The following is a 25,391-nucleotide window of genomic DNA, read 5'->3' on the forward strand; positions in this document are numbered from 1 at the left end:
TCTCCGCGGCCAATGAAAGCATGCGCAGGTGCTAACGCGGAACTGGCGGTCTCGTCATTTGCCAATTGTTCACCATTCTCGCGGAAACTGGCTGATGATCCGTCGCAGAGTCTCGAGTCCCCAGATGCCATCAAGAGTCGTTGCCCTGTTTCTCCTCCCAATCTTGGTGCTGACGCCGCTCGCCTCCTCGGGTGTCATAGCCCAGGAGGACGCGGCGCCGATCTCGGTTAACGCCAACATGGCGCGGATCCTGCGGCTGTCAGCTCCAGCGGCGACGGTCATCATCGGCAATCCGGGTATCGCGGACGTCACCATTCAGGACCCGACGACACTGATCCTGACAGGCAAGAATTACGGGCAGACCAACCTTATCGTCATGGACGCGGCCGGCGAACCGATCGCCGACACCCTCATAGACGTGGTGCAGCTGCAGGCCGGGATTATGACCGTCTATCAGGGGCTGGAGCGAACCACGGTTGTCTGCGCGCCGGTCTGCCAGCCAACGGTCATGCTCGGCGACGCGCCGGGTTACACCAGCAACACCATCGCGTCGTCACGGCTCATCGAAGACCTGACGCGATAGAGCGCGCCGTTAACAAAGCGTTCACCACCTTCACAGCTGGCAGCAAACGTCCGGATTTTCCTAACCTTCGATTAGCCAGGTCCGCCTAGCATCGCGCCGTCATCGACGAGCACTGATGCCCATGAGGAGACCATTGCTGTTGCCCAGAACCTTGCTGCGCGCCGGCCGGCGCCGGCGCGGGCATTTCGTGCACGACGAGCGCGGCGCCACCATCGTCGAGTTCGCCCTGCTCTCGGTACCTTTCTTTGCGATCATCGGCGCCATACTCGAAACCGCGATGATCTTCCTTGCCAGCGAGGTGTTGGATGCGGCCGTCCACGACGCCAATCGCCTGATCCTTACCGGGCAGGCGCAGGTCTCGGGTTTCGACGCCGAGGACTTCCGCGCGTCAATCTGCGACCACACATTCGGCTTCTTCGGCGACTGCAGCGGCATCCATGTGCGGGTGACACCAGTCACCAGTTTCGCCTCGGCAAGTGCCGTTCCGCCGGTAGACATCACCTGCACCGAGACCTGCGACTGGACGGCCCCTCAGGTGTTCACGCCCGGCCAGGGCTCGAGCGTGATGATGGTTCAGGCGTACTACAAGTGGCCGACCTTGCTCAATTTTGCCAACTTCACCTTCGCCAATCTCGGCGACAACACGCGCTTGCTGGCCGCAGTCCGCGTGTTCCGTAACGAGCCGTTCTCGGGATGAGGGCGCTGCGGAACCTGGGCAGGCGATTTGCTACCGACAACTCGGCGGTCGCGGCGGTGGAGTTCGCGCTCGTCCTGCCGGTGATGCTGCTGCTTTATCTTGGGACGATGGAGGCCAGTGCGCTCATATCCATGGACCGGCGGGTGCAGACCGTGGCGGGCACGATCGGCGACCTGGTGGCGCGGGAGGACAAAACGATCCCCGCGGCAAGACTCAAGGACTATTTCCGCGCGGCCGAGAATATCATCGCGCCCTTTCCGACCGATAAGCTCGTTCAGACGGTATCATTCATTTCTATCGACGCGGACGGAGAAACGCTGATCGAATGGAGCCGCAGGTTCACGGGCGCGGGCGCGGGTGAGGAGCGCGACCATACCGCCGGGCACACGGCTGGCGAGTCCTACGATCTGCCCGAGGAGATCACCAGCCTCGCCGAGAACGGCTATGTCGTCGTCTCGGAGGCCTCCTACAGCTACACGCCGCTCCTTGGCCTGGTGTTCGAAAGCGACTTCCCGCTCTACCGGGAGAATTTCTACCTGCCGCGCTTCGGCGAGAAGATCTGCTACGACGCCGCTCCTCCCTGCTGACCGCCTTGCACCCGGCTAGCGGGCGTGCCAAGAGCCGGTGTCTCTCGCTCCATCTCCCGGATTCTCATGACCGAGCCCCTCATCCCCGTCTTCGACCTCGGCGGCGTCTTCGTCGACTGGAACCCGATGTACCTGTTCCGCAAGCTCTTTCCGACGGAAGAGGAGGCGGCCTGGTTCCACGAGAACATCTGCACCAGCGCCTGGAACCTCGAGTTCGATGCGGGCGAAATCTATTCCGAAGGCGTGGCTAAGCTCATCACGCGCTTTCCCAGATACTGGCGCGAGATCCAGGCCTACGACCTCAGGTGGAAGGAAACCTTCAACGGCTTCATCGACGGGACCGTGGCAATCCACGACGAGCTCGTCGACGCCGAGATCCCCACCTTCGCCATCACCAACTTCTCGTGGGAGAAATGGGTGACATGCCTTGGCGAATGGCCGTTCCTCGAAAAATTCGACGGGGTGATCGTCTCGGGGCTCGAAGGGCTGGTGAAGCCCGATGTGCGCATCTACCGACTGTTCTGCGAGCGCTACGGCCTGGCGCCGGAAAGCTGCGTCTTTGTCGACGACAACGAATCCAACGTGATCGCAGCGCGCAATTTCGGCATGGAGGCCATCCACTTCGTGTCGCCGGAGGACCTGCGGGCGCGCCTCATCGGCTACGGATTGCCGTTGAAGGCGTAGAAATTGCCCAGGGGGCCGCGAAAGGCCCCCTCACCCGCCGGCTTCGCCGTCGACCTCTCCCCGAAGGGGCGAGGTGAACCTGGTGCTCGTGTATAGATCGTGCGCCTCCACAGCGTCCCCTCGCCCCTCTGGGGAGAGGGTTAGGGTGAGGGGCTATTAAGCTGCAAGACGCACAGGTCGGATCAGTGGCGCCTACTTCGTGCCGTACATGCGGTCGCCCGCATCGCCGAGCCCCGGTACAATGTACCCCTTCTCGTTGAGGTGGCTGTCGATCGAGGCGGTAAAGACCGGCACGTCGGGGTGCATGGCGGTGAAATGCTCGACGCCTTCCGGGGCGGCGAGCAGGCAGAGGAAGCGGATCTTGTTGGCGCCGCGCTCCTTGAGCTTGTCGATGGCGGCGGTGGCCGAGTTGGCGGTGGCGAGCATCGGATCGACGACAATGATCAGCCGGTCCTCGAGGTTGGACGGCGCCTTGAAGTAATATTCGACCGGCTGCAGTGTCTCGTGATCGCGGTAGATGCCGATATGGGCGACCCGCGCGGCCGGCACGAGTTCCAGCATGCCTTCGAGCAACCCGTTGCCGGCCCTGAGAATCGACGCGAAGACGAGCTTCTTGCCCTTGATGGTGGGCGCCTCCATCCGTTCGAGCGGCGTTTCGATGGGGATCATCTCGAGCTCGAGATCGCGGGTGACCTCGTAGCAGAGGAGATGGGCGATCTCGCGCAGCAGGCGCCGAAAACTTGCGGTCGAAGTCTCCTTGTCACGCATGATGGTCAGCTTATGCTGGATCAGGGGGTGATCGACCACCGTGACGTTGGGCAGGACTTTATGGTTCATGGCTCGGCCACCCCGGCTGTTTTGCCTTGCCGCGTTCTGGATGCGCGGCGTTGCGCCTATTTTGCGAAGCACGTCTTAGAGGAAACTGCGCCCATGCGGTCCCGGGGCCAATCCGAGCCAATGAGCGATGCTTTCGCCAATATCCGCGAAGGTGTGCCTGATGCCAATCTCGCCCGGCGTCAGGCTTGGGGAAAACATCAGGATCGGCACCTGCTCGCGCGTGTGGTCGGTGCCCCGCCAGGTCGGGTCGTTGCCGTGGTCAGCGGTAATGATGACAAGGTCGTCGTCGCGCAGCTCGGCAATGAGCTCGGGCACGCGACCGTCGAACTGCTCCAGGGCATCGGCATAGCCCGGCACGTCGCGCCGATGGCCGAACTCGGAATCGAAATCGACGAAATTGGTGAAGATCAGCGCCCCGTCCTCGGCCATTTTCATGGCGTCGATGGTGGCGTTGAACAGCGGCATCAGGCCGGTGGCCTTGATCTTGTGGGTCACGCCACGACCCGCATAAATGTCCGAAATCTTGCCGATGGCATAGACTTGGCGGCCGGTAGCCTTGGCGCGGTCGAGAAGCGTCGGCTCAGGCGGCTCAATGGCAAAATCGCGCCGGTTGCCGGTGCGCTTGAAGGTGTCGGCCGCCTCGCCGACGAAGGGACGGGCGATGACACGGCCGATGTTCAACGGCTTGGTGAGCTCGAAGGCGACCTTGCAGATCTCATAGAGCCGCTCGAGGCCGAAATGGGTTTCGTGGGCGGCGATCTGAAAGACGGAGTCGATCGAGGTATAGCAGATGGGCTTGCCGGTGCGGATGTGCTCTTCGCCGAGCTCGGCGATGATGGTAGTGCCCGAAGCGTGCTTATTGCCGAGAATACCGGGGAGCCCGGCCCGAGCGACGAACTCGGCGATTAGCTCATCAGGAAAGGTCGGTTCGTTCTGCGGGAAGTACCCCCACTCGAACGGCACCGGCACGCCGGCGATCTCCCAATGGCCGGAAGGCGTGTCCTTGCCCTTGCTGACCTCGCGACCGACGCCGAAGCGGCCGCCCTTGGGCTTGGCGGAGAGGTTGGGCGGGGTTTTACCGGTCGAGAGCGTGACGGCGGCGCCAAGGCCCATGGCATCAAGATTGGGGATACGCAGCGGTCCGGCACGCAGGTCCTCGCGGTCGCCGCGTCCGTCGGCGCAGGCCTCGGCGATATGGCCGAGTGTATTGGATCCGTCGTCGCCATAGGCAGGCGCGTCCGGCGCTCCGCCGATGCCGACGCTGTCCAGAAGGCAGATGATGGCGCGCGGCATGGCTACTCCTTGTCGGCCGGCCCCGTCGGCGCGACGCGCGCGGGGATCAGAGGATGGTCAGGGGCCTTCTCTCCCAGAACATAGGCTGCCTGCAAGCGCGTCTCGGCATCGGCCGCGCTTGCCTCGGTGCGGGCGTGGATGCGGGCGATGGGCGTACCGGCCTCGACCCGCTCACCGAGCCCCAGCAGGCGGTCAAAGCCGACGGTATGGTCGATGGTGTCGGTCGGCATGGTGCGCCCGCCGCCAAGGGCGACGACGGCCATGCCGACGCCGCGGGTGTCGATAGCGGCGATGGTCCCCCGCCCTTTCGCGAGCACGTCTCGCACGATCAGTGCCGGGGCAAGATGCGCATCCATGCGCTCGACGAAATCGGAGGGGCCGCCAAGCGCGGCGACCATGCGGGAAAAACGCTCCGCCGCCCGACCGCTCGCCAGCGCCTCCTCGACTTGCTTGCGGGCGGTGGCCGCATCGGGAGCCGTGCCGGTCATCTCGACGATCTCGGCGCAGAGGGCGAGAGTCACCTCCTTCAAGCGCGGGTCCTGGTGCCTGCCGGTGAGGAAATCCACGGCATTGCGCACCTCAAGACCGTTGCCGGCCGCTCTTGCCAGCGGCTCATTCATGTCGGTGATCAACGCGCTGGTCTTCATGCCGGCGCCATTGGCGACCTCGACGAGGCTCCTTGCCAGATCGCGCGATTTCTCGAGCGTCGGCATGAAGGCGCCGGAGCCGGTCTTGACGTCGAGGACGAGGCAATCGAGCCCGGCGGCCAGCTTCTTGGAGAGGATCGAGGCGGTGATGAGGGCGATGGATTCGACCGTCCCCGTCACATCGCGGATGGCATAGAGGGTCTTGTCGGCCGGGGCGAGATCGGCGGTCTGGCCGATGATGGCGCAACCCACTTCCCTCACGACCTTGCCGAAGAGTTCGTTGTCGGGACTGGTGGTGTAGCCGGGGATGGAGTCGAACTTGTCGAGCGTGCCGCCGGTATGACCGAGACCGCGGCCCGAGATCATCGGCACGTAGATGCCGCAGACGGCCAGGATCGGGGCGAGCATCAGCGAGACGTTGTCTCCGACCCCGCCGGTCGAATGCTTGTCGGCGACAGGCCCGTCGAAGTGGCTCCAGTCGAGCACGGCGCCGGAATCGCGCATGGCAAGGGTCAGCGCGACGCGCTCGTCCATGCTCATGTCGCGGAAAAATACCGCCATGGCGAAGGCTGCGGCCTGGGCATGAGAGACGGTGCCCTGCGCAAACCCGGCAATGAAACGGTTTATCTCACCAGCAGAGAGTTCGTGGCCGTCGCGTTTACGGATGATGATTTCCTGCGGGAGCAAACTCATGGCGACCCCTTGTGTCCCCGAGCCGTGGCGGTCAAGCTTGGCGACAAGACAGGCCCTTCGACCACGGGGAGAGAGAATTGAACGACAATGCCAGCGTGATAACCGACACGGTCCCGGATGCGGATGGTGTGTTTCGCATCTGGCCCGGGCAGACCGCACCGGGTTCGGAGCACTGGGACTGGCAGGAGAGGACCTCTCCCCCTCCCTGGCCGACCCCTAGCTTGCGCTACACACGGAACGTCGTCGTGCCGACGGTGACGCTGCATCGGCCACCCGCCGGCAAGGCCAACGGTACGGCGATGATCATCGCACCGGGTGGAGCCTTCCATTTCCTGATGGTCGATCACGAGGGCCATGAAATGGCCCGCTGGCTCAACGGGCTGGGCGTGACCGCGCTCGTGCTGAAGTATCGTTTGGGTCGGACGCCTGACGACGACGCGGGGATGCCGGCCTGGCGGGAGGGCTTCCACCGCCAGCGCGCACCGGTGACCCAAACCGATATCCATCCGCCCGAAGCCGGCTTCACGCAGGCGATCAGGGAAATGGGCGAGGAGGACGGACGACAGGCGATCCGCTATACCCGCGACCGGGCCACGGACTGGGGCATCGCACCGCACCGCATCGGCATTGCCGGCTTTTCGGCAGGCGGCGGGGTCGCCATGGGCGCCGCCATGCAGCACGACGTGCAAAGTCGTCCGGATTTCGCTGTCGGCATCTACCCCGCCTATCGCAGTGCGCTTAGCCTGCCGGACAGCCCACCGCCCTTGTTCCTCGTCGCGTCGGACGAGGACTTGTCGGTGCCGCCGATGTCGACGAGCCGGCTTTACGAGGCATGGCACAAGGCCGGTGGACCGGCCGAACTGCATGTGTTCGGCGATGGCCCGCACGGCTTCGGCATGACGCGCATCGGCACGCTCTCGGATATTTGGCCGATGCTGCTGGCGAACTGGTTGCGCGCCCGCGGCCTGCTGGATCGCGCCGCGACTTAGGGGAAAAGACACCGGATCGCCCCCGTGCCTCATGCTCCGTAGGGGATCCACACGTTCTTGATCTGGGTCGCCTTGGCCAGCCAATAGTCGCCCTCGAATTTTTCCTTGTCGAACAAATCAAAGGCAAGGCCCTTGCTGGTCCAGGTCTGCTTGACGTTACCGACCGAAGCCTTCTCAACCATGGCCGAGGCGTCCCGCGGGCCGAAGAACCACATGGCGTCGACACCGTCATGCTCGGCAAGTGTCTTGGCGAGGGTGACGGCATCGCCGGTGACGATGTTGACGACGCCGGAAGGTACGTCCGAGGTTTCGAGGACCTGGTAGAGGTCGGTCACCGAGAGCGGTGACACCTGCGAGGGCACCAGCACCACGGGATTACCCATGGCAAGCGCCGGGGCGAGGAGCGCGATCGACCCGAGGAGCGGCAGCTCGTCGGGCGCGACAATCGCCATCACGCCGATGGGCTCGACCATGGCCGCGGCGATGGCGCGCAGTGGCGGATTGTGCACGGCACCGTCGTACTTGTCGGCCCAGGCGGCGAAGGCGAAGAGGCGCTCGACGCCGGCGGCAACCTCCGCCTCTCCTGCCCGGCCGGTCTGCGCCTTGATGCGGGCGGCGAATTCGTCGCGGCGGTAGTCGAGATTTTCGGCAAGAAAATAGAGGATCTGCGCGCGGGTGTGGGCTGCGGTCGTGCCCCAGCCAAGAGCGGCGCGCGCTGCCTCGACGGCGTTGCGGATGTCCTTGCGGTTGCCCTCTCCGACTTCGCCGATGAGCTGGCCCTCGGAGCCATGGACGGGACGCGAATAGCCGCTGTCGGGTCGGGCCTGCTTGCCGCCGATATACATCTTGGCGGTCTGGTCGAGGTGGTCGGTGTCGAGCGGATTTGCCTTCTCGGCCCCAGCCTTGCCGGAGGCTGCGCCGGCCGGAGCCGCTTTCAGCGCCTTCTCCCAGCCAGGCTTTAGATAGACCGCCATGCCCTCGCGGCCGCCTTCGCGCCCGAACCCGGATTCCTTGTAGCCGCCGAAGCCGACGGCGGCGTCGAAATTGTTGGTGCCGTTGATCCACACCACCCCTGCCTTGACCTTGGGGGCGATGTCGAGGGCAAGGTTGATGTTCTCGCTCCAGATGGTGGCGGCAAGGCCATACTTTGTATTGTTGGCGAGGGCCACCGCCTCCTCGGGTGTGCGGAAGCTCATGGCAACGAGCACCGGCCCGAAGATCTCCTCCTCGACCAGCGTGTTGGCGGGTGAGACGTTGGTGACGAGGGCGGGCTTGAGGAAACAACCCTTGTCGGGCACCACGGTCCCTTCCGGTTCGTAGACCGCGGCGCCTTCCTTGATGCCCTGTTTCATCAGGTCGCGAATGCGTTCGACCTGAACGGGGGCGACCAGCGCACCGATGTCGATGGCCTTGTCCAGCGGATCGCCAACGCGCAGGGTCGCCATCCGCTTCTTCAGCTTGGCGATGAAGCGTTCCTCGATGCTCTCCTGCACGAGCAGCCGCGAGCCGGCGCAGCACACCTGCCCCTGATTGAACCAGATCGCATCGACGAGGCCCTCGATGGCGCTGTCGACGTCGGCATCCTCGAAGACGATGTAGGGGCTCTTGCCGCCAAGCTCGAGCGAGAGGCCCTTGCCGGTGCCGGCGGTTGCCGCGCGGATCATCTTGCCGACTTCGGTCGAGCCGGTGAAGGCGATCTTGTCGATGCCGTCATGGGCAACGATCGCCTGACCTGTCTCGCCCATGCCGGTGACGATATTGACGACGCCCTTGGGCAGCCCGGCGCGCTCGCAGATCTCGGCAAAGAGCAGGGCCGTCAGCGAGGTGAACTCGGCGGGCTTGAGGATCACCGTGTTGCCGGCGGCCAGGGCCGGAGCGATCTTCCAGGCGAGCATCAGCAGCGGGAAGTTCCACGGGATGATCTGGCCGCACACCCCATAGGGGACCTGGCCGGGGAACTCGCGCGCGATGTGCTGGGCCCAGCCGGCGTGGTGGTAGAAATGGCGGGCGACGAGCGGAATGTCGAGATCGCGGCTCTCGCGGATAGGCTTGCCATTGTCCATGGATTCAAGGACGGCGAACAGCCGCGAGTGCTTCTGGATGGCGCGGGCGATGGCATAGAGATATCTGCCGCGCTCGTACCCGGAGAGCGCGCTCCAGCCCTTGAAGGCGGCGCGCGCGGCCTTGACCGCCTTGTCGACGTCTTCGGGCGAGCCGTCGGTGACCTGCGCCAGGCTCTCGCCCGTAGCCGGGTTGTCGGACGAGAAGGTCTTGCCGGGTCTCGTCCATCTGCCGTCGATGAAATGGCCGAACTTGCGCCCGTGAGCCTCCAGCCAGGCGATGGCGGGATCGGGGCTTTCTGGCGCCGGACCGTAGTCAAGGGTCTCGAAGATTTGCGCGATTTTGTTCATGGTGGCCTCCTTGGAGTGCCGATTATCTTAACGAGGATCGCGAGGACCCCCTCCCTTCCCTCCCCACAAGGGGGAGGGTGAACCCGGTGAACCGTGCACTATTTTGCCACATCCCCGATGCCACCCTCCCCCTTGTGGGGAGGGCCAGGGAGGGGGTGCGCCGTAGGCGCCTTACACCATCGGCTGCCGGTAGTCGGCCGAATAATGCCCAGTCAGTCCATGCTCCAGTTGCCGCTCGATGTCGGTGAGGAGTGACGAGGCGCCGAAGCGGAAGAGGTGGGGCTGGAGCCAATGGGTGCCCAGCTCCTCCTTCATCAGCGCCATATAGTCGAGCGCAAGCTTGGCCGTCGCGATGCCGCCGGCGGGCTTGTAACCGATCTCGATACCCGTCTCCTCGGCGAACCAGCGGATCATGCGGATCATGGCAAGCGAGGTCGGCAGGTTCGCATTGACCTTTTCCTTGCCGGTCGAGGTCTTGATGAAATCGGCGCCGGCCATCATGCAGACGAGCGAAGCTTTGGCGACATTGGTGAGCGTTGCGAGTTCCCCGGTACCGAGGATGGTCTTGATGTGCGCGTTCCCGCAGGCCTTGCGGAAAGCCTTCACCTCATCGTAGAGCCCCTGCCAGTCGCCGCGCAGGACCATGCCGCGCTCGATGACGATATCGATCTCCCTGGCCCCATCGGCGACGGACGATTCGATCTCCCTGATCCTGGTATCGAGGGGAGCAAGGCCGTGCGGGAACGCGGTGGAGACGGCAGCAACTGGAATGCCGGTCCCCTCCAGGGCGTCCACGGCCGTCTTGACGAAGCTGTGGTAGACGCAGACGGCGCCGGGATGGATATCGAGGTTGGCAACGCCCAGCCCTTCGAGGATGTCGCGGCGCACCGGATTGCGCGCTTTGGCGCAAAGCCGCTCGACGCGGCCGGGCGTGTCGTCGGAATTGAGGGTGGTGAGGTCAATGAAGGTGATCGCCCTCAAAAGCCAGGCGACCTGCCAGTCCTTCTTGACCGTCCGGCGGGCGGGCAGCGTTGCGGCACGACGTTCGAGCGCCGAGCGGTTCATGCGCACGCGTTCGACCCAGTCGAGATCGAGCGGGAAACCGGGATTACGCTTGTGGGGCGTGTCCGCCACCCTTTGGTGATCGACGACCCTGAGGCTCATGACTTCCTCCCTTCCCAAGAACCGGGAAAATCTGCGCCGGCATTGCGGCAATGTTATCGCGCGCCCAAATGATCCGGGCCGAACGAGTGTGGCAGCAATTGCCCCAACGTCGCTCTCAGCGGTTCGCCGTCGACGCCGTGCGAGATGATCTCGACATCGAGGTCGGCGAATTCGCGGATGCGCTGGCGACAACCGCCGCAGGGGGTCACCGGCTCCGTACCGGGACCGGTGACGTAGATGCGGGTGATGCGCTTGGCCCCGCCCGCAACCATGGCGGCGATCGCCGAGGCCTCTGCACAGTTGCCCTGCGGATAGGCGGCGTTCTCGACATTGCAGCCGGCATAGATGCGGCCATCATCGGCAAGGATCGCCGCGCCTACCCTGAATTTGGAATAGGGCGCATACGCCCTGGCGCGGACGGCCTCGGCAGCTTCGAACAGGGCCTCATCGGTAGGCGTTGCTGACATGGTCCTCGTTTCGTTCCGCCACCGCTCTCCGGGAAGGGAGTGCGGCGGCTAGGGTTTGCGTTTGGGATCACGCCTTCCAGCGCAACGCGGTGTCCACCGGCGAAAGCGCCTACCGCTCCTTGGTATAGGCTACACCCCCGGCCTTGGGACCGACAGCCTTGCCGATGAAGCCGGCCAGCAGGACGACCGTCAGCACGTAGGGCAGCGCCTGGATCGCCTGAACGGGCACCTCGCCGATCACTGGCAGCCGCGCCGATTGCAAACGGATCTGCAGCGCATCGAGGAAGCCGAACAGCAGGCAAGTGAACATGGCCGGCACCGGCTTCCACTTGGCAAAGATCAGCGCGGCGAGCGCTATATATCCCTTGCCCGCGGTCATATTGTTGCCAAAGCCAGAGCCCTGCGCGATGGAGAAATATGCTCCGGCAATGCCACAGAGGAGTCCGGTGATGATGACGGCCTGGTAGCGCATCAGCGTCACCGAAATGCCCGCCGTATCGACTGCCTTCGGGTTCTCGCCAACGGCACGCACACGCAGGCCAAAGCGCGTGCGATAGAGCACATAGGCGGTGACCGGGACCATTATGAAGGCGATATAGACGAGCACATAGTGGCCTGAAACCAGGTCAGCGTAGATCGGGCCGAGTATCGGAACGCCACTCAATTCGCGGGCCAGAGGCAGGGTGACCGGCTCGAACCGCTCGCCCGGGCCAAGCGCCGGCGTGCGACCGCCCTGCCGGAACCAGGTCTGGCCGAGGAAGGTGGTAAGGCCCGCCGCCAGCATGTTGATGGCAACGCCGGCGATCAGCTGGTTCCCCTTGAGCGTGATCGCGGCAAGGCCCTGCAGCAGGGCCGTCCCGAGTGAAACGGTCATGCCGGCCGCAAGGCCCAGCCACATGGAGCCGGAGACCGCGGCGACGGCCGCGGCGGCAAAGGCTGCAGCGAGCATCTTGCCCTCGAGGCCAATGTCGAAGACGCCGGAGCGCTCGGAATAGAGGCCGGCAAGACAGGCCAGCAGCAACGGCGTCGACAGGCGGATGGTGGCATCGAGCGTGGAGAGGATGACGGCGAGTGTCATGTCAGCTCTCCGAACTCGCCGTCTCGCGCGCGACGGCTTCGGCTTTCTGCTCGGGCGAGAGCAGCATGAAGGTGAACTGCAGGCCCGGACGGAAGAGACCTTCCATAGCGCCCGTAAAGAGAATGACCAGGGCCTGGATGATGACGACCATGTTTCGATCAAGCCCCTGGATCACGTATTGCAGCTCGTTGCCGCCCTGGTAGAGCGCGCCGAAAAGGAGCGCGGCGAGTGCGATGCCGATGGGGTGGTTGCGGCCCATCAGCGCCACGGCGATGCCCACGAACCCCGCCTCGGCGACGAAATCGAGGACCAGGCGGTTCTGGACGCCCATGACCTCGTTGAGCGCGACCATGCCGGCGAGCGCGCCCGACATCGCCATCACGATCATAATGATGCGCGAGTTGGACATTCCGGCATAGCGCGACGCGGTCGGGTTGTGGCCGAGGGCGCGCAGCGCATAGCCGAACTTGGTGTGCCAGATGAGAATGTAAATGGCGATGAGCGCCAGGATCGCGACGAAGATCGAGAGGTTGACAGGGGTGTGCTGGAGGAACGGGACGAACTCGCCGAGCTTGGGCAAGCGTCCACCCGGCGCGAAGGTGCGCGATTCCGGCCCCATGACGTTGGCCGGCTTGAACACGCGGTTGAGCATGTAGACCATGATCGCGGCCGCGATGAAATTGAACATGATCGTGGTGATGACCACGTGACTGCCGCGCTTGGCCTGCAGATAGCCGGGAATGAACGCCCAGAACCCGCCGAAGACGGCGGCGGCGATCATCGCCAGCGGCGCAACCAGGAGCCAGTGGGTCTGGTCGAGCGCCAGGCAGACGATGGCGACGCCGAGGCCGGCGATATATGCCTGCCCGTTGCCGCCGATGTTGAAGAGGCTGGCGTGGGCGGCGACTGCCACGGCAAGGCCGGTAAAGACGAAGTTGGTGGCGTAGTAGAGAGTATAGCCGATGTTGAAGCCGTTGCCGAACGAGCCGGTGACGATGGCCCACATGGCCAGCAGCGGATTCTGACCGATCATCAGGACGACAAGCCCCGAGACGGCGAAGGCCAGCAACAGGTTAAGGAGCGGCAGAAGGGCGATGTCCGCCCAGCGCGGCAGGGGCCGGAGGGCGCTCATGGCCGGGCCTCCGTGCCAGCTGCATCGCCATTGGTCACGCCCGCCATCATCAGCCCGAGCTCGCCCTCGCTGGCGGTTGCCGGATCAGCCTCGCCCACGATCCGGCCGTCGAACATGACGAGGATACGGTCCGCGAGCGAGCGGATCTCATCGAGCTCGACCGAGACCAGCAGGATCGCTTTGCCGGCATCGCGCATCCTGATGATCTCGTTGTGAATAAACTCGATGGCGCCGATGTCGACGCCGCGGGTTGGCTGGCCGACGACCAGCACGTCGGGATTGCGCTCCATCTCGCGCGCCAGCACGATCTTCTGCTGGTTGCCCCCGGAGAAATTGGCCGTCTTCAGACGGAAGCTGGCGGGGCGGATGTCGAACTGCGCAATCCGCGCCTCGGCCTCGCGCTGGGCCGCCTGAATGTCGAGAAACATGCCCGCGCCGAATTCCGGCCGGTCCTGATAGCCGAGAATGGCGTTCTCCCATTCCTGAAAATTGGTGACGAGCCCCATGCGTTGCCGGTCCTCGGGCACGTGCGCAAGTCCTGCAAGGCGCGCGCGGGCGGCGCCGTCATCGCCCTTCAGTTCCAGTTCCCGCCCATTCATCACGACAGTGCCGGACCGCTGGTCCCGCATGCCCGAAACAGCCTCGAGCAGCTCGCTCTGGCCGTTTCCGGAAACGCCGGCGATGCCGACGATCTCGCCGGCACGGACCGAAAAGGAGACGTCCTTGACCCGCACCACCCCGAGATCGTCGGCTACCACAAGGTTCTTGACCTCAAGCAACGTCTTGCCGGGCTGGGCCTGCGCCTTGTCGACCCGCAGCAGCACGCGCCGGCCGACCATCAGCTCGGCGAGCTCTTCCGGGTTGGTCTCGGAGGTCTTCAGGGTCCTCACCATTTCGCCCTGGCGCATGACCGAGACGTTGTCGGTGATGGCCATGATCTCGCGCAACTTGTGGGTGATGAGGATGATGGTCTTGCCCTGTTCGCGCAGCGTCTCAAGCACGCGAAAGAGGTCGGCGGCCTCGTTGGGGGTGAGAACCCCTGTCGGCTCGTCGAGGATCAGGGTCTGCGCGCCGCGATAAAGGGCTTTCAGGATCTCGACGCGCTGCTGCTGACCGACGGATATGTCCTCGATGACAGCATCTGGATCGACCTCGAGATTGTACTCGTGCTCGATGCGATCGAGCTCGCCACGGGCGCGCTTGAGGCTCGGGGCGATGAACGCGCTGTCCTCGACGCCGAGCACGACGTTCTCGAGGACAGTAAAATTGTCGACCAGCATGAAATGCTGGTGCACCATGCCGATACCAAGTGCCAGGGCATGGCGGCTGTCGGTGATCCGGCGCTCCTGCCCGTCGACTTTGATGGTGCCACTGTCGGCCGTGTAGAAGCCGTAGAGGATGGACATCAGGGTCGATTTGCCCGCGCCGTTCTCACCCACGATGCCGTGGATGGTGCCGCGCTCGACCTTGAGGTCGATGTCCTTGTTGGCGTGAACCTCGCCAAACCGCTTGTTGATCTTCTCAAGCTCGATCGCCCACTGCGAGGCGGGTGGGGAAGCAGCGGCCGTGTCCGGCCGCTGCGCGTTCGTATCCTCACCTGTGCTCATCGACGCTTGGTCAGAGCGGGCAGGCGTTGTCGGTATAGTAGTCGTGGACCTCGATGCTGCCGTCGATGACGCCGGCCTTGAGCTCTTCCACCTCGGTCTGCATTTCGTCGGTGATGAGATCGGCGTTGTTCTCGTCGAGCGCGTAGCCGACACCCTCGTCGGCGAGGCCGAGATCGATGCGGCCCGGCTTGAAGGTGGCATCGTCGCCTGCTTCCACGAAGGCAGTGTAGACAGCGTTGTCGACGCGCTTGAGCATAGAGGTCAGCACCGAACCCGGATGCAGGTGGTTCTGATTGGAGTCGACGCCAATCGAATACTTGCCGGCATCGGCCATCGCCTGCAGCACGCCGAGACCCGAGCCGCCGGCAGCCGCGAACACGATGTCGGCACCCGCATCCATCTGCGCCTTGGCAAGCTCGCCGGCCGTGACCGGGTCGTTCCAGGCAGCCGGGGTGGTGCCGGTATAGGCTTCCTGCAGCTCGATATCCGGATTGACGGCACGCGCACCATAGGCATAGCCGCAGTAGAAGCGGTGAATGAGCGGCACGTCCATGCCACCGACGAAGCCGACATTGCCGGTTTCAGACTTCATGGCGGCCAGGGCGCCCACCAGGAACGAACCGGTGTGCTCGTCGAACATGATCGACTGAACGTTGGGTTGGTCGACGACGGTGTCGATGACGACGAAGTTGGTGTCGGGGAACTCGGGCGCGACGGCTTCGAGCGCAGCGGTCCACATGAAGCCGGCCATGACGATCGGATTGGCCCCCTGAGAAGCAAAGCGGCGCAGGGCCTGCTCACGCTGGGCGTCGTTCTGCAGCTCGAGCTCGAGGAAATTGCCGCCGGTCTCTTCCTTCCAGCGGACGGCGCCGTTGTAGGCGGCTTCGTTGAATGACTTGTCGAACTTGCCCCCAAGGTCGTAGATCACGGCCGGATCGGCGAAGGCGGCACCCGCCAGCATGGCACTCAGCGCCACCCCGCCGACAACGGCCTTGCTCAGTTTATTGAATTTCATTGTTTGGGTCTCCCTGTCTCGCACCGGACCCGGCACCTGCCGGCGGACACACCCCGTGCGCTAACAGCGGATAGAACCGTGCAAACGACCTGCCCGCAAGAGGGCAACAAGTATTTTTTTCCGATTGGTCAAAAAAATCTGGGGAGGAGGAGCGGCGGTTAACCGGGGCATTGCGCAGCTGTTGCCTCGCCGTTGAACAGGTCCCTGTCGCTCTACTGCCTGGCATTTTCAGAGACTGGAATATCGAAGATCAGCAAACCCGGCTCTCCAAGCGGGAGCTGTGCCAAAACCTGACCTTGCGGGCTCAGCACCGCAGTCGGGCCCCAGGCAATTCGCCCCTCGCGCTCACCCGTCACATCTGCGGACAAGAGCCACAACCCGGTTTCCCGACAACGCTCGCCTCGCTTGGCGTTATGCAAATCCTTGAATATTTCGGCCTTTTCGCGTCTCATCATGTTGTTTGCCGGACAGACGATCATCGCCGCCCCGAGGTCAGCGACTTTTCGCGCAGCTTCTGGAAAGTTCGTGTCATGGCAGATGTTTATGCCAAACCGAAGACCGTCGATTTCGAAAAGCGGGGTGTCCACACCAGCCTCGAAGGCGCCCTCGCCATGGAGCAGGTTCATCTTGCGATATCGCCCGGCAACGACACCGCACTCTATCACTACGGCAGTGTTGAACAGTCGTTCGTCTTCGACCTCGATAATGCCCAGGATGAGCATCGGCCCACTCTTTGGGAGCCGGCGCAGAATAGTGTCGAATTCGGGGGATGAGAGATCGAGAGCGACCCGTCGCGCCGATGCTTCATCGGTCAGGTAACCTTGGAGAAAGCCTTCGGGAAAGCAGACCAAACGCGCACCCTTGAGCTCGGCAAGCCCGGCGACCTCGTCCACATATGTCAAAGCGGCGTCCATGTCGTCGCGATATTCGGGCGTCTGCGCCGCAGCAACTCTGACAGACTTCATTGCGCGCTCCATAAGCAAGGAGGCCCCGGGGGCCGGCCGCTTTTGGTTATTGGCTGTCGCCGTCCTTGAGAGGCGTTACCTTCGCTCCCATGGCTTCGCCGAAGCGCTCGAAGAAACCGTCGATGACCTTTTGGGCGGAATTGCCGATGATGGCCTTGCCAAGGTTCATGATGCGGCCGGAAGCGCCGCCGTTGGCGGTGAAGACGAGATGAGTGGCCGTGCCCGCGTCGGTCAGCACGATGTCGGCCGAGCCCTCGGCAAGACCGAGGAGGCCGCCGCGTCCCTTGCCGGCCAGGCGGTAGCTTTCGGCCGGCACGATGTCGGTCAGCCACAGATCGCCCTTGAACACCGGGTGGACGACGCCGAGGTTGACCTTGATGTCGAGCTCAAGGGCATCCGTGCCCGTCCAAACGATCCGGTCACAGCCGGGAATGGCGTCCTTGAGGACGCCGGTGTCGTTGAGCGCCGCCCAGACCTCGATGCGTGGCGCTGCGACCAGATAGCGTCCGCCGAATTCCATGCTTCCCCTCTTGCGACCTGCGGCTTTTTCGCACCAATGATGGCAAAATAGTCGTCGCACAAAGCTGTTGCAATTGTCAGCGCCGGCCGCAAAGTCAATCTATAGGCCAAGGCAAGGCGAGCGACGAACGCGGGAGAAATCTGATGTCTGAAACAACGACAACCACTCAGCCGGCCACTACGACAGCCGTGGCCGAGAAGCCATTGCAATACCTCGACAAGGCGGTGAATGCCATCCGGGACCTCGGGGTCTGGCCCGAGCAGCAGGGCGAGCAGCCGATCACTGGCCTCCTCTCGCAGATCACCGAGCTCGACGAGACGCGCGTGGTGCTGATCGGGCGGACCCTCAGCCAGGCCAGTGCCTTTAACGAGGTGGTGCGCGAGCAGGTGGCGGCCATGAAGATCGGCGAGCGCTACGAGGACATCACCAAGGGCTTCGATTCCATCCGGGACGATGCCAAGACACTGGTCGACCAGCTTGACGACAACAGGCTGGACCTGGGCGAGCGCATCTCGAACGTCTGGATGAAAGTCTCGCGCGGCGACATCGCCCAGCGCTTCAACAAGATTCGCGATACCTACCTTTCCGTCACCGCCGACACCAAAGACCAGATCGACCGCGAACACACGATCCTCGAGGCCTACCGCGATTTCCGCGGCGCCCTGAAGCAATCGGAAGTGATGGCGCTCGAGGTGCTGCAGACGGCCGAGAACCGGCTTTCCGAGAAGAAGGACATCCTGCAGAAGGCCGCAGACGAGCTTGCGGCTTACGCCGGCGACGTGCCGGCCGACCGGGCGCGGCTGGAGATGGCGCGCGACGAGCGGCTGCGCGAGATGCAGAACGAGGAGAAGCGCTATCAGATCGCCAAGGACCTCTCTGACAACCTGACCATCTCCTACAACACCTCGGAAGTGGTGATGGCCAGGCTCATGCAGACCACCAACGCCAAGGAACGGGTCTACCAGCAGTCGATCTCGTTCTTTTCGACCAACGAGACGGTGCTGACGGCGCTCTCGGCCTCGTTCACCGGCATGTTCGGCCTGCATGAGTCGACCGAAACGCTCAACGCCATGAAGGAAGGCATGTCGAAAAGCCTCGAGACGCTTTCCGAGATCGGCGACAAGGTGCAGGAAGAGGCGATCAAGGCCGGCTACGGCCCGACGATCAGGGCCGATGCGGTCAAGAAGCTCGTCGACAGCGTCGTCAACTTCCAGGAAAAGAGCCGCACGATCATCAACGAGATGCGGGTCGCCTCAACCAAGAACTCGGCGGAAATCCGCGACGCGGTGGAAGACGGCAAGAAGCGCCTGGCCCAGCTCGCCGCCGAGGGCAACGCGTTGCTTCTCGAAACCGGGAACTGACCTTTCTAGCTTATAAGATGAACGGCACACATGAGTGACACGCCGGCGGGTCCCGCCGCTCCCCTCGACGACGTGATGCTTGCCATGGACGTCGTCGATACCCTCCGCCACCGCCAGGATCTGGCGCTGCGGGAACTGGCGGGCGAGGCGCGCGAGAAGCAGCTCCTCGAGCGGCTACGCGAGATCTATCACAGCCAGGGCATCGAGGTGCCCGACCATATCCTGAGGGAAGGCGTGGCCGCTCTCGAGGAAAGCCGGTTCGTCTACTCGCCGCCCCCGCCGAACTTGAAGCGCGCGCTCGCCCGGCTCTATGTCAGCCGCGGCAAGTGGGGACGACCCGTGCTGGCCATCGTCTTGGCGCTGTTCGTGATCGCGGGAGCCTACTTCCTCGTCTACCGGCCCTACCAGTCGGCGCAGGCGGAGAACGCGCGGATCGAACTGGCCGAGCAGTTGCCGGCGCAGATGGATGCGCTCTACCAGACCATTTTCGAGGAAACCAAGGTCCAGCAAGCCGTGGTCGAGGCCGTGGCGCTGCGTGAACGCGGCAAGGCGCTGGCGAGCGAAGGCGACCGGGCCGGCGCCCTCGACGTGATCGAGCGCATGACGGCGCTGCGCGACCAGTTACGGCAGGAATATACGCTGCGGATCGTCAACCGACCGGACGTACAATCGGGCTTCTGGACGTTCCCGGAGGTCAACACCGACGCAACGAACTACTATATTGTCGTCGAGGCGATCGATGTCGATGGGAACCGCCTCTCCTTGCCGATCGAGAACGAGGAGACAAGGGAAACCGAGGTGGTCGACATCTGGGGCATTCGCGTGCCCGAGGTTGTCTATCAGGCGGTCGCGGCGGACAAGCAGGATGACGGAATCATCGAGATGGACGAAGTGGGGCGCAAATCCTACGGCTTCCTCGATGTCGAATATGTCGTGCCCGTGCTCGGCGGCGCGGTGACACGGTGGTAGGAACAAGATGACGATCCGAGGCCCCCAGGCACTGGCATCGCTCGAAGAGGCGTTGCGCGATATCCGTCGCGAGGAGGACGAGATCTCCAAACGCCTGACGCGCGCCAGCGACATTATCACCAAGATGCGCGAGACCGAGGCCGAGCTCTTCCGCAAGCTTGCCCAGGTGCGGCTCGATCCGGCCGTGCAGGGCGAGCTCGAGGGACGCATCTCGCAGTCGGAAGCCAAGGCGCGCGAGATGCTGAGAACGCACGCCGAGGCCCTTACCACCACAGAGGCGCAGCTCGCCGAGATCGACGCCGAAATCAACGGGCTGACGGAGAGCCGGGGCGAGGCGATGAAGGTGCTCGAAACCCGTCAGGGCGAGCTCAAGGCGCTTTCGGCCCGTATAGGCGAGGCGGTGGCCAAGGATCCGAATTATGCGCAGAAGCGCGCGGCGGCCGACGAGTTGCAGGCAATCGCGGCCCAATCCATGCACAAGACCGAGCAGGCCGAGGCCGACCGCGACGAGAAGGGCAAGCCCTACCGCGACGACCCGCTCTTTACCTACCTCTGGGAGAGAGGTTACGGAACGGTCAACTACCGGGCGAACAACCTCGTCGCCTACCTCGACGGGTTGGTCGCCGATCTCACCGGTTTTGCTAAGGCGCGGCCGAACTTTGCCATGCTAAACGAGATCCCGTTGCGGCTGCGCGAGCACGCCGAGCGGCAGATGGAGAATGCGGCTGCCGCCGAGGCTGAGGTCGACGCGCTCGAAACGGCGGCCATCGATGCGGCAGGCGGCAAGCCGATCCGTGAGGCCATGGAAGAGGCTCAGGCCCAGATAGAGGCGATCGACACCGGAATCGTCGAGGCCGAGGACCGGCGTGACGCGGCCGCCAGGGAGCTCGCGAGCCTGGCGCAGGGCGGCGACCCGGCCTTCGAGGAGGCGCTGACGACGCTCGCCGAGGCGCTGGGGCGCGAGGATATCAGGACACTGCTCGCCGAAGCGCGGCGCACGGCGACCGGCCGGGACGACACACTCGTTGCCCAGATCGACGATGCGCGGGCGCGGGTGCGCGACGAGGAAGAGGATATTCGCGAGCAGAAGGCGCGGTTGAAAACCCTGGCGGCGCGGCGGCGCGAGCTCGAGGACATCCAGTGGGAGTTCAAGAAGGCGCGGTTCGACGATCCGCGTTCGACCTTCCGCGAGGACAACCTCGTCGGCGACATGCTCAACGATTTCCTGCGCGGCGGCATCAGCGCGGCCAGCTATTGGGAACACTGGCGCAAGAGCCAGAACTGGAGCGCGGGCACCAGTGACTGGGGCGGGGGGGTCGGCCTGCCGAACCGGGGCCGGACGACCTCCAGCCCCTGGCCGCAGGGCGGCGGCTTCGAGTGGCCCGACACGAGCTTTGGCGGTGGCAGCGGCAAGAGCAAGCCGCGCGGCGGCGGTTTCGGTGGTGGCTGGAGCGGCGGGCGTCCCACCGGCGGTGGGTTCTCGCGTCCACGCACTGGTTCAGCGGGCACGAGGAAGCACGGAGGCTTCAAGACCGGCGGAGGATTTTAGTTCATCCTGCGTCCGGCCCAGAAAGCACCTCCCAGAGATTGCCTTCGGTATCTTCGAAGTAGCCGGCATAGCCCCACTCGGAGGCCGTGCCGGGGGTGTGGATAGCGCCGCCGGCGCGAACCGCTTCGTCGAGGATGGCATCGACCTCGGCAGGGTTTTCAGCGTTGTGGCTGAGGACGACCTGCGCCGTGCCGCGCACCGCCTCGCCCTGCCCGGCCGTCTCGGCCAAATTCGCCCGCTCCAAAAGGACGAGCGAGAGATCGCCTTCGAGAAAGAACGCCACGTGATCTTCGCCCGCCGAAATCTGCTCGTCGGGCAGGCCGAAGAGGACGCGGTAGAAGCCGAAGGCGCGCGCGAGGTCGTCGACACCGACGGTGACGATGTTGATCCTGGGTTTCATGCCGGCCTCCTCCAGAGCGCGATACGATTTGATGAAATCAAATCGTGCGCTCCAGCTACTTGTTGTCGCGGGATTTCAGGCGAAAAACCGGTTCCCACTTTTCGCATCCCTCTCTGCGGGTTGCGACTATCGCGGAATCGACCGGCGCTGTCACGCCGACCTGGCGGGCGACTATTCCGGCGACGGCACATAGGTCTCGACACAGAGGGCGATGAAGCCTTTCATCGCGGTCGAGACCGGGCCGGTCTTGCGGCGGGCGACCAGCAATTGCCGCAGGGCCCAGGGATCGGAAAGCGGGGCGCAGAGAAGGTCGGTGCCGGCTAAGAGGTGCAGGCTCGTCGAGCGCAGGAAGCCGATGCCGAAGCCGGCCTCGACGAGGCGGACGAGGGCGGGGAAGGTTTCAACGCGCACGCGCTCACCGATGGTGTGGCCGGCCTTGCCGGCGTGCTCGTTGAGGAGCCGGTCGAGCGCGCCTGCATGATGGATACCGACCGCCTCGTGGCCGACGACACGCTCGAAGGCGATGGCCTTGCGCGGTGCGAGCTCGGGAGCCAGCGGGTGGTCCGGCGAAGCCAGCACCCAGACCCGGTCGTCCTCGAAGGGGCGGGTCTCGAAGCGGGAGAAATCATAATTGTCCGAGACGATGGCAACGTCGGCAAGGCCCTCTTCGAGGGCGGACAGGCCCGCCGCCGCACCCATCTCCTTGATATCGAGGGCGATGGTTGCGTGGCGCTCTGCATATTTGGCGAGAAGCTCGGGCAAGCGCCCGGAAAGGGAAGCGCTGGTGCAGGCGATACGCAGCGATCCGCGCCGGCCGGTGGCGAATTCGGCCATGACGGTCTCCAGGTCGGCGATCTCGCGCATCACCGCTCGGGTGTGCTCAACATAGCTCTCGCCGGCGGCAGTCAGGCGGACGCCTTGGGCGGAACGGTCGAAGAGGATGACGCCGAGGCGGGATTCAAGCTCGGAGAGCCGACGACTGACGGCCGACGGGGCGATGTTCTCCTTGTCGCCTGCACGGCCGATCGAGCCTTCTTCGGCAAGGACAAGGATCAGCCGCGCAGTGACTGTATCGAACGGATGCATGAGCGTGATCTTATCCTCCTCGCCCGAGCAGACGAAGGAGAATGCGCCGCTTTCCAAGGGATTGTGCGTCACGCGACCAGCATGAGGCCGCGCGCGAGATAGACCGCACCGATGCCCGTAACGATCCAGCGCGTCCAGGCGCGGAAGCCGTCGTCGGTCATGCGGTGGAGGATGGCGGCGCCGAGGCGCGTGCCGAGGACCGCCGCCGGCGCGGCCAGCAGGATCCCCAGCCACTCGGTCTGTGTCAGCACCAGGGTGGCGTTGGCATAAAAGGCGATCTTGGCGCCGTGGGAGATGACCTGCGTTGCGGCTTTGGTCGCGATCACCGTGCGGCGATCCATCTGCGTGCGGATGAAGAAGATATCGACCGTCGGTCCCGACAGCCCGACGGTGAGGTTGAGGCCGCCGGCTACGAAACCGCAGAGCAAGGCGTGGTGCGGCTTGGCCGCGTCGAGCGCCAGCCAGCGCTTGGGCATCCAAACGAGCACCGGCATCAGGCCGACGGCGAAATAGACGCCGCGCAAATCCGGCTGGTAGGCAAGGACGAGCAGCAGTGCGACCGAGAACAGGACTCCGGCGATGATGAGGCTCAGGATCCGCAGGTCCACGTACTGGCGCGCGAACCAGGCACGCGAGCCGTTGGCGACCACCTGGATCACGCCATGGACGGCAATGGCTGTCTCGACCGGCAGCATGAACAGCAGGATCCACAACAGCACCATGCCGCCGGCCATGCCGAAAACGCCCGAGAGCGTGGAGGTGAAGAAGACGGCGACGATCATGCCGGCCGCGATCCAGAAGGACATGCTGCTTTATCTCCTCGCCCGGCATCCGCCTAGGCTGCTTGAAACTAGCTGCATTCGACGGCTCCGCGCCTCTCGCGGTTCGGCAAGACCGGGTCGCACCGGGCGATGCTCGCAAACGTTACGTCATCACTCTTGATTTTGACAGTTGAACATCTATTCAAATGATGAAACCAAGGGAAAGGTGCAATGACGCGGCAACCGCAGGCTGGTCCCAACGGCCACAGGCACGATGATCATGATCATGGACATGAGCACGGACACGAGCACGAGCACCACAGCCATGCTCCGACGGTAACGGCAGGCAACGAGCGCGTGGTGCTCATCGGGTTCGTGCTGACCTTCGGCTTCATGATCGCCGAGGTCATTGGGGGCCTGCTCTCGGGCTCGCTGGCGCTGATTGCCGATGCCGGGCATATGCTGACCGACTCCGTTGCCCTCGCGCTCGCCTGGGCCGGCTTCCGCTTCGGGCGGCGCCCGTCGGATCGCAAGCGCACGTTCGGCTACATGCGGCTTGAAGTGCTGGCCGGTTTCATCAACGCGGTATCGCTCTTTGCGCTCGTCGCCTGGATCGCCTGGGAGGCGGTCGGTCGGTTCCTCGACCCGCACCCGATCCTTACCGGACCGATGCTGGCCGTCGCTGTCGTCGGGCTGGTCGTCAATATCATCGTGTTCCTGGTGCTGCGGCAAGGCGACAGCGAGCACGTCAACATCCGGGGGGCGATGCTGCACGTGCTCGGCGACCTCCTCGGGTCGGTCGCCGCCATCATCGCCGCCATCGCGATTTATCTCACCGGCTGGACACCGATCGACCCGATCCTCTCGGTGCTGATCTCGCTGCTGATCCTGAGGAGCGCGTGGTCGCTGCTCAAGAACTCGCTGCAGATCCTTATCGAAGGCGCGCCGACCGGCATCGACGTCGCGGGCATGCCGCAAGCGCTGACGGACGCCGTGCCCGGGGTTGCCGGCGTCGATCACGTCCACGTCTGGTCGATCACCTCGGGGCGGCCGGCCGCCACCATGGAAGTCAAGCTCACGCCCGGCGCCGATCCGCGCGAAACACTCCGGGCAGTCAAGGTCGCGCTTAACGATACGTACGGCATCGGCCACTCGACCATCGAGATCGACTTCGGCGACAAGAACCGCGACTGCAGCCTGGTCACCAACCGGCCGGGCGAGCGTAAGGGACATGCACATTGAACCCGCAGAACGAAACCGACGTCACCATCCTTGCCGAGACATTCCGGCTGCTGGGCGATCCGACTCGGCTCAAGGTGCTGCTCGCTTGCCTCAACGCGCCAGCTTCCGTCGGCGATATCGCCCGCAGCATCGAGGCCTCGCCCTCGCTCGTCAGCCACCATTTGCGGCTCCTGCGCGCGGCACGACTGGTGCGAGGCGAGCGACGCAACAAGCAGGTGTTCTATGAGGCCGACGACGAGCATGTGCGCCATATGCTGGCCGACATGCTCGCCCATTCGGGGGAAGACGAGCATCGTGCCTCCGAGGCGCTTTAAGACTAAAGTCTGATTGTCCGCGGGAGCGGCTCCACCGGACAAAGGCGGGCTCGAAGAGGAGGAACCATGTCCGAAGACAAGCCAGCGAGCCTGAAAGAGGCGGCGCTCTATTTCCACGAGTTTCCCAAGCCGGGCAAGCTCGAGATCACCGCGACCAAGCCTTTGGCCAACACCCGGGACCTGGCGCTCGCCTATTCGCCGGGGGTGGCAACGCCTTGTGAGGAGATCGCCGCCAATCCGGACGACGTCTATCGCTATACCTCCAAGGGCAACCTCGTTGCCGTCATCTCCAACGGCACGGCGGTGCTCGGCCTCGGCAATATCGGCGCGCTGGCCTCCA

Annotated in this window: 25 protein-coding genes and 1 pseudogene; 11 read left to right on the top strand and 15 right to left on the bottom strand. The window is 64.3% G+C overall.

The features are described from left to right. Positions 1-94: 94 nt before the first annotated feature. From QQK18_RS02595 to QQK18_RS02610, 4 genes are all read left to right on the top strand, one after another. Positions 95-583 carry a pilus assembly protein N-terminal domain-containing protein gene (locus tag QQK18_RS02595; protein ID WP_284338710.1) on the top strand — a complete coding sequence of 163 codons (489 nt, stop codon included), beginning with the start codon at positions 95-97 and terminating at the stop codon, positions 581-583. A gap of 139 nt (positions 584-722) precedes the next feature. Then, positions 723-1,280, top strand: coding sequence for a TadE/TadG family type IV pilus assembly protein (locus QQK18_RS02600; RefSeq protein WP_284338711.1), 558 nt, complete (start codon positions 723-725; stop codon positions 1,278-1,280). Then, positions 1,277-1,867: a TadE/TadG family type IV pilus assembly protein gene (locus QQK18_RS02605; protein ID WP_284338712.1), complete on the top strand. Its 591-nt coding sequence runs from the start codon at positions 1,277-1,279 to the stop codon at positions 1,865-1,867. The genes QQK18_RS02600 and QQK18_RS02605 overlap by 4 nt, the downstream gene beginning before the upstream one ends. Positions 1,868-1,933: 66 nt before the next feature. Further along, positions 1,934-2,551, top strand: a complete 618-nt coding sequence (locus tag QQK18_RS02610; RefSeq protein ID WP_284338713.1) for an HAD family hydrolase — start codon at positions 1,934-1,936, stop codon at positions 2,549-2,551. 192 nt (positions 2,552-2,743) lie between these two features. Here the strand turns inward: QQK18_RS02610 and upp are convergent, their stop codons facing one another. The 3 genes from upp to deoA all read right to left on the bottom strand — a co-directional run bounded on the left by upp (position 2,744) and on the right by deoA (position 6,015). After that, positions 2,744-3,388, bottom strand: a complete 645-nt coding sequence (upp, locus tag QQK18_RS02615; protein ID WP_284338714.1) for a uracil phosphoribosyltransferase — start codon at positions 3,386-3,388, stop codon at positions 2,744-2,746. A 75-nt stretch (positions 3,389-3,463) separates the two neighbouring features. Continuing rightward, on the bottom strand, positions 3,464-4,681 hold the full coding sequence (locus QQK18_RS02620) for a phosphopentomutase (protein ID WP_284338715.1): 1,218 nt from the start codon (positions 4,679-4,681) through the stop codon (positions 3,464-3,466). Between the two features lie 2 nt (positions 4,682-4,683). Beyond that, the gene (gene deoA / locus QQK18_RS02625; protein ID WP_284338747.1) at positions 4,684-6,015 is read right to left on the bottom strand and encodes a thymidine phosphorylase; all 1,332 of its coding nucleotides are present in this window, start codon (positions 6,013-6,015) and stop codon (positions 4,684-4,686) included. Between the two features lie 83 nt (positions 6,016-6,098). Here deoA and QQK18_RS02630 point away from each other — a divergent pair, with 83 nt between their 5' ends. Next, positions 6,099-7,010, top strand: coding sequence for an alpha/beta hydrolase (locus QQK18_RS02630; RefSeq protein WP_284338716.1), 912 nt, complete (start codon positions 6,099-6,101; stop codon positions 7,008-7,010). 29 nt (positions 7,011-7,039) lie between these two features. Here QQK18_RS02630 and QQK18_RS02635 read toward each other — a convergent pair whose 3' ends face one another. The 9 genes from QQK18_RS02635 to QQK18_RS02675 form a co-directional block, all read right to left on the bottom strand. After that, positions 7,040-9,421, bottom strand: a complete 2,382-nt coding sequence (locus QQK18_RS02635) for an aldehyde dehydrogenase family protein (RefSeq protein WP_284338717.1) — start codon at positions 9,419-9,421, stop codon at positions 7,040-7,042. 171 nt (positions 9,422-9,592) lie between these two features. Next, positions 9,593-10,585 carry a deoxyribose-phosphate aldolase gene (gene deoC / locus QQK18_RS02640; RefSeq protein WP_284338718.1) on the bottom strand — a complete coding sequence of 331 codons (993 nt, stop codon included), beginning with the start codon at positions 10,583-10,585 and terminating at the stop codon, positions 9,593-9,595. Positions 10,586-10,638: 53 nt separating this feature from the next. Continuing rightward, positions 10,639-11,052: a cytidine deaminase gene (locus QQK18_RS02645; RefSeq protein ID WP_284338719.1), complete on the bottom strand. Its 414-nt coding sequence runs from the start codon at positions 11,050-11,052 to the stop codon at positions 10,639-10,641. A gap of 109 nt (positions 11,053-11,161) precedes the next feature. Next, positions 11,162-12,130, bottom strand: a complete 969-nt coding sequence (locus QQK18_RS02650) for an ABC transporter permease (RefSeq protein WP_284338720.1) — start codon at positions 12,128-12,130, stop codon at positions 11,162-11,164. Position 12,131: 1 nt separating this feature from the next. After that, on the bottom strand, positions 12,132-13,262 hold the full coding sequence (locus QQK18_RS02655) for an ABC transporter permease (RefSeq protein ID WP_284338721.1): 1,131 nt from the start codon (positions 13,260-13,262) through the stop codon (positions 12,132-12,134). Beyond that, positions 13,259-14,869 carry an ABC transporter ATP-binding protein gene (locus tag QQK18_RS02660; protein ID WP_284338722.1) on the bottom strand — a complete coding sequence of 537 codons (1,611 nt, stop codon included), beginning with the start codon at positions 14,867-14,869 and terminating at the stop codon, positions 13,259-13,261. Before QQK18_RS02660 ends, QQK18_RS02655 begins: the two co-directional genes overlap by 4 nt. Before the next feature lie 10 nt (positions 14,870-14,879). Continuing rightward, the gene (locus tag QQK18_RS02665) at positions 14,880-15,869 is read right to left on the bottom strand and encodes a BMP family lipoprotein (protein WP_284338748.1); all 990 of its coding nucleotides are present in this window, start codon (positions 15,867-15,869) and stop codon (positions 14,880-14,882) included. 227 nt (positions 15,870-16,096) lie between these two features. Beyond that, positions 16,097-16,849: a carbon-nitrogen hydrolase family protein gene (locus tag QQK18_RS02670; protein ID WP_284338723.1), complete on the bottom strand. Its 753-nt coding sequence runs from the start codon at positions 16,847-16,849 to the stop codon at positions 16,097-16,099. 46 nt (positions 16,850-16,895) lie between these two features. After that, positions 16,896-17,369 (bottom strand): SRPBCC family protein, encoded by a 474-nt coding sequence (locus QQK18_RS02675; RefSeq protein WP_284338724.1) that lies wholly within the window; start codon positions 17,367-17,369, stop codon positions 16,896-16,898. A 143-nt stretch (positions 17,370-17,512) separates the two neighbouring features. Between QQK18_RS02675 and QQK18_RS02680 the strand changes: the two genes are divergently transcribed. From QQK18_RS02680 to QQK18_RS02690, 3 genes are read left to right on the top strand one after another with little or no spacing between them, the layout of a single operon-like run. Next, positions 17,513-18,730: a cell surface protein gene (locus QQK18_RS02680; protein ID WP_284338725.1), complete on the top strand. Its 1,218-nt coding sequence runs from the start codon at positions 17,513-17,515 to the stop codon at positions 18,728-18,730. A gap of 30 nt (positions 18,731-18,760) precedes the next feature. Further along, positions 18,761-19,699 carry a DUF6384 family protein gene (locus tag QQK18_RS02685; RefSeq protein ID WP_284338726.1) on the top strand — a complete coding sequence of 313 codons (939 nt, stop codon included), beginning with the start codon at positions 18,761-18,763 and terminating at the stop codon, positions 19,697-19,699. A 7-nt stretch (positions 19,700-19,706) separates the two neighbouring features. Further along, complete coding sequence (locus QQK18_RS02690) at positions 19,707-21,248, top strand: coiled-coil domain-containing protein (protein WP_284338727.1); 1,542 nt, start codon at positions 19,707-19,709, stop codon at positions 21,246-21,248. Between the two features lies 1 nt (position 21,249). Here QQK18_RS02690 and QQK18_RS02695 read toward each other — a convergent pair whose 3' ends face one another. The 3 genes from QQK18_RS02695 to QQK18_RS02705 form a co-directional block, all read right to left on the bottom strand. After that, complete coding sequence (locus QQK18_RS02695; protein WP_284338728.1) at positions 21,250-21,648, bottom strand: VOC family protein; 399 nt, start codon at positions 21,646-21,648, stop codon at positions 21,250-21,252. Between the two features lie 171 nt (positions 21,649-21,819). Then, on the bottom strand, positions 21,820-22,806 hold the full coding sequence (locus QQK18_RS02700; RefSeq protein ID WP_284338729.1) for a LysR family transcriptional regulator: 987 nt from the start codon (positions 22,804-22,806) through the stop codon (positions 21,820-21,822). Next, entirely contained in the window at positions 22,803-23,540 is a 738-nt protein-coding gene (locus QQK18_RS02705) for a sulfite exporter TauE/SafE family protein (RefSeq protein WP_284338730.1), read from the bottom strand. Before QQK18_RS02705 ends, QQK18_RS02700 begins: the two co-directional genes overlap by 4 nt. A 186-nt stretch (positions 23,541-23,726) precedes the next feature. Here QQK18_RS02705 and QQK18_RS02710 point away from each other — a divergent pair, with 186 nt between their 5' ends. From QQK18_RS02710 to QQK18_RS02720, 3 genes and pseudogenes are all read left to right on the top strand, one after another. Further along, positions 23,727-24,737 carry a cation diffusion facilitator family transporter gene (locus QQK18_RS02710; RefSeq protein WP_284338731.1) on the top strand — a complete coding sequence of 337 codons (1,011 nt, stop codon included), beginning with the start codon at positions 23,727-23,729 and terminating at the stop codon, positions 24,735-24,737. Beyond that, the gene (locus tag QQK18_RS02715; protein WP_284338732.1) at positions 24,734-25,051 is read left to right on the top strand and encodes an ArsR/SmtB family transcription factor; all 318 of its coding nucleotides are present in this window, start codon (positions 24,734-24,736) and stop codon (positions 25,049-25,051) included. The genes QQK18_RS02710 and QQK18_RS02715 overlap by 4 nt, the downstream gene beginning before the upstream one ends. 66 nt (positions 25,052-25,117) lie before the next feature. Then, positions 25,118-25,391: pseudogene (locus QQK18_RS02720) on the top strand (NADP-dependent malic enzyme); the annotation flags it as partial.

Source organism: Devosia nitrariae (assembly GCF_030160115.1).
Classification (GTDB): domain Bacteria; phylum Pseudomonadota; class Alphaproteobacteria; order Rhizobiales; family Devosiaceae; genus Devosia; species Devosia nitrariae.

What these genes read in the sequence shown, in the direction of transcription:
- QQK18_RS02595 (WP_284338710.1), top strand. Translation starts at nt 95, where the DNA reads ATGATCCGTCGCAGAGTCTCGAGTCCCCAGATGCCATCAAGAGTCGTT.
- QQK18_RS02605 (WP_284338712.1), top strand. Translation starts at nt 1,277, where the DNA reads ATGAGGGCGCTGCGGAACCTGGGCAGGCGATTTGCTACCGACAACTCG.
- QQK18_RS02610 (WP_284338713.1), top strand. Translation starts at nt 1,934, where the DNA reads ATGACCGAGCCCCTCATCCCCGTCTTCGACCTCGGCGGCGTCTTCGTC.
- upp (WP_284338714.1), bottom strand. Translation starts at nt 3,388, where the DNA reads ATGAACCATAAAGTCCTGCCCAACGTCACGGTGGTCGATCACCCCCTG.
- QQK18_RS02620 (WP_284338715.1), bottom strand. Translation starts at nt 4,681, where the DNA reads ATGCCGCGCGCCATCATCTGCCTTCTGGACAGCGTCGGCATCGGCGGA.
- QQK18_RS02635 (WP_284338717.1), bottom strand. Translation starts at nt 9,421, where the DNA reads ATGAACAAAATCGCGCAAATCTTCGAGACCCTTGACTACGGTCCGGCG.
- deoC (WP_284338718.1), bottom strand. Translation starts at nt 10,585, where the DNA reads ATGAGCCTCAGGGTCGTCGATCACCAAAGGGTGGCGGACACGCCCCAC.
- QQK18_RS02645 (WP_284338719.1), bottom strand. Translation starts at nt 11,052, where the DNA reads ATGTCAGCAACGCCTACCGATGAGGCCCTGTTCGAAGCTGCCGAGGCC.
- QQK18_RS02650 (WP_284338720.1), bottom strand. Translation starts at nt 12,130, where the DNA reads ATGACACTCGCCGTCATCCTCTCCACGCTCGATGCCACCATCCGCCTG.
- QQK18_RS02655 (WP_284338721.1), bottom strand. Translation starts at nt 13,262, where the DNA reads ATGAGCGCCCTCCGGCCCCTGCCGCGCTGGGCGGACATCGCCCTTCTG.
- QQK18_RS02660 (WP_284338722.1), bottom strand. Translation starts at nt 14,869, where the DNA reads ATGAGCACAGGTGAGGATACGAACGCGCAGCGGCCGGACACGGCCGCT.
- QQK18_RS02670 (WP_284338723.1), bottom strand. Translation starts at nt 16,849, where the DNA reads ATGAAGTCTGTCAGAGTTGCTGCGGCGCAGACGCCCGAATATCGCGAC.
- QQK18_RS02675 (WP_284338724.1), bottom strand. Translation starts at nt 17,369, where the DNA reads ATGGAATTCGGCGGACGCTATCTGGTCGCAGCGCCACGCATCGAGGTC.
- QQK18_RS02680 (WP_284338725.1), top strand. Translation starts at nt 17,513, where the DNA reads ATGTCTGAAACAACGACAACCACTCAGCCGGCCACTACGACAGCCGTG.
- QQK18_RS02685 (WP_284338726.1), top strand. Translation starts at nt 18,761, where the DNA reads ATGAGTGACACGCCGGCGGGTCCCGCCGCTCCCCTCGACGACGTGATG.
- QQK18_RS02690 (WP_284338727.1), top strand. Translation starts at nt 19,707, where the DNA reads ATGACGATCCGAGGCCCCCAGGCACTGGCATCGCTCGAAGAGGCGTTG.
- QQK18_RS02695 (WP_284338728.1), bottom strand. Translation starts at nt 21,648, where the DNA reads ATGAAACCCAGGATCAACATCGTCACCGTCGGTGTCGACGACCTCGCG.
- QQK18_RS02705 (WP_284338730.1), bottom strand. Translation starts at nt 23,540, where the DNA reads ATGTCCTTCTGGATCGCGGCCGGCATGATCGTCGCCGTCTTCTTCACC.
- QQK18_RS02710 (WP_284338731.1), top strand. Translation starts at nt 23,727, where the DNA reads ATGACGCGGCAACCGCAGGCTGGTCCCAACGGCCACAGGCACGATGAT.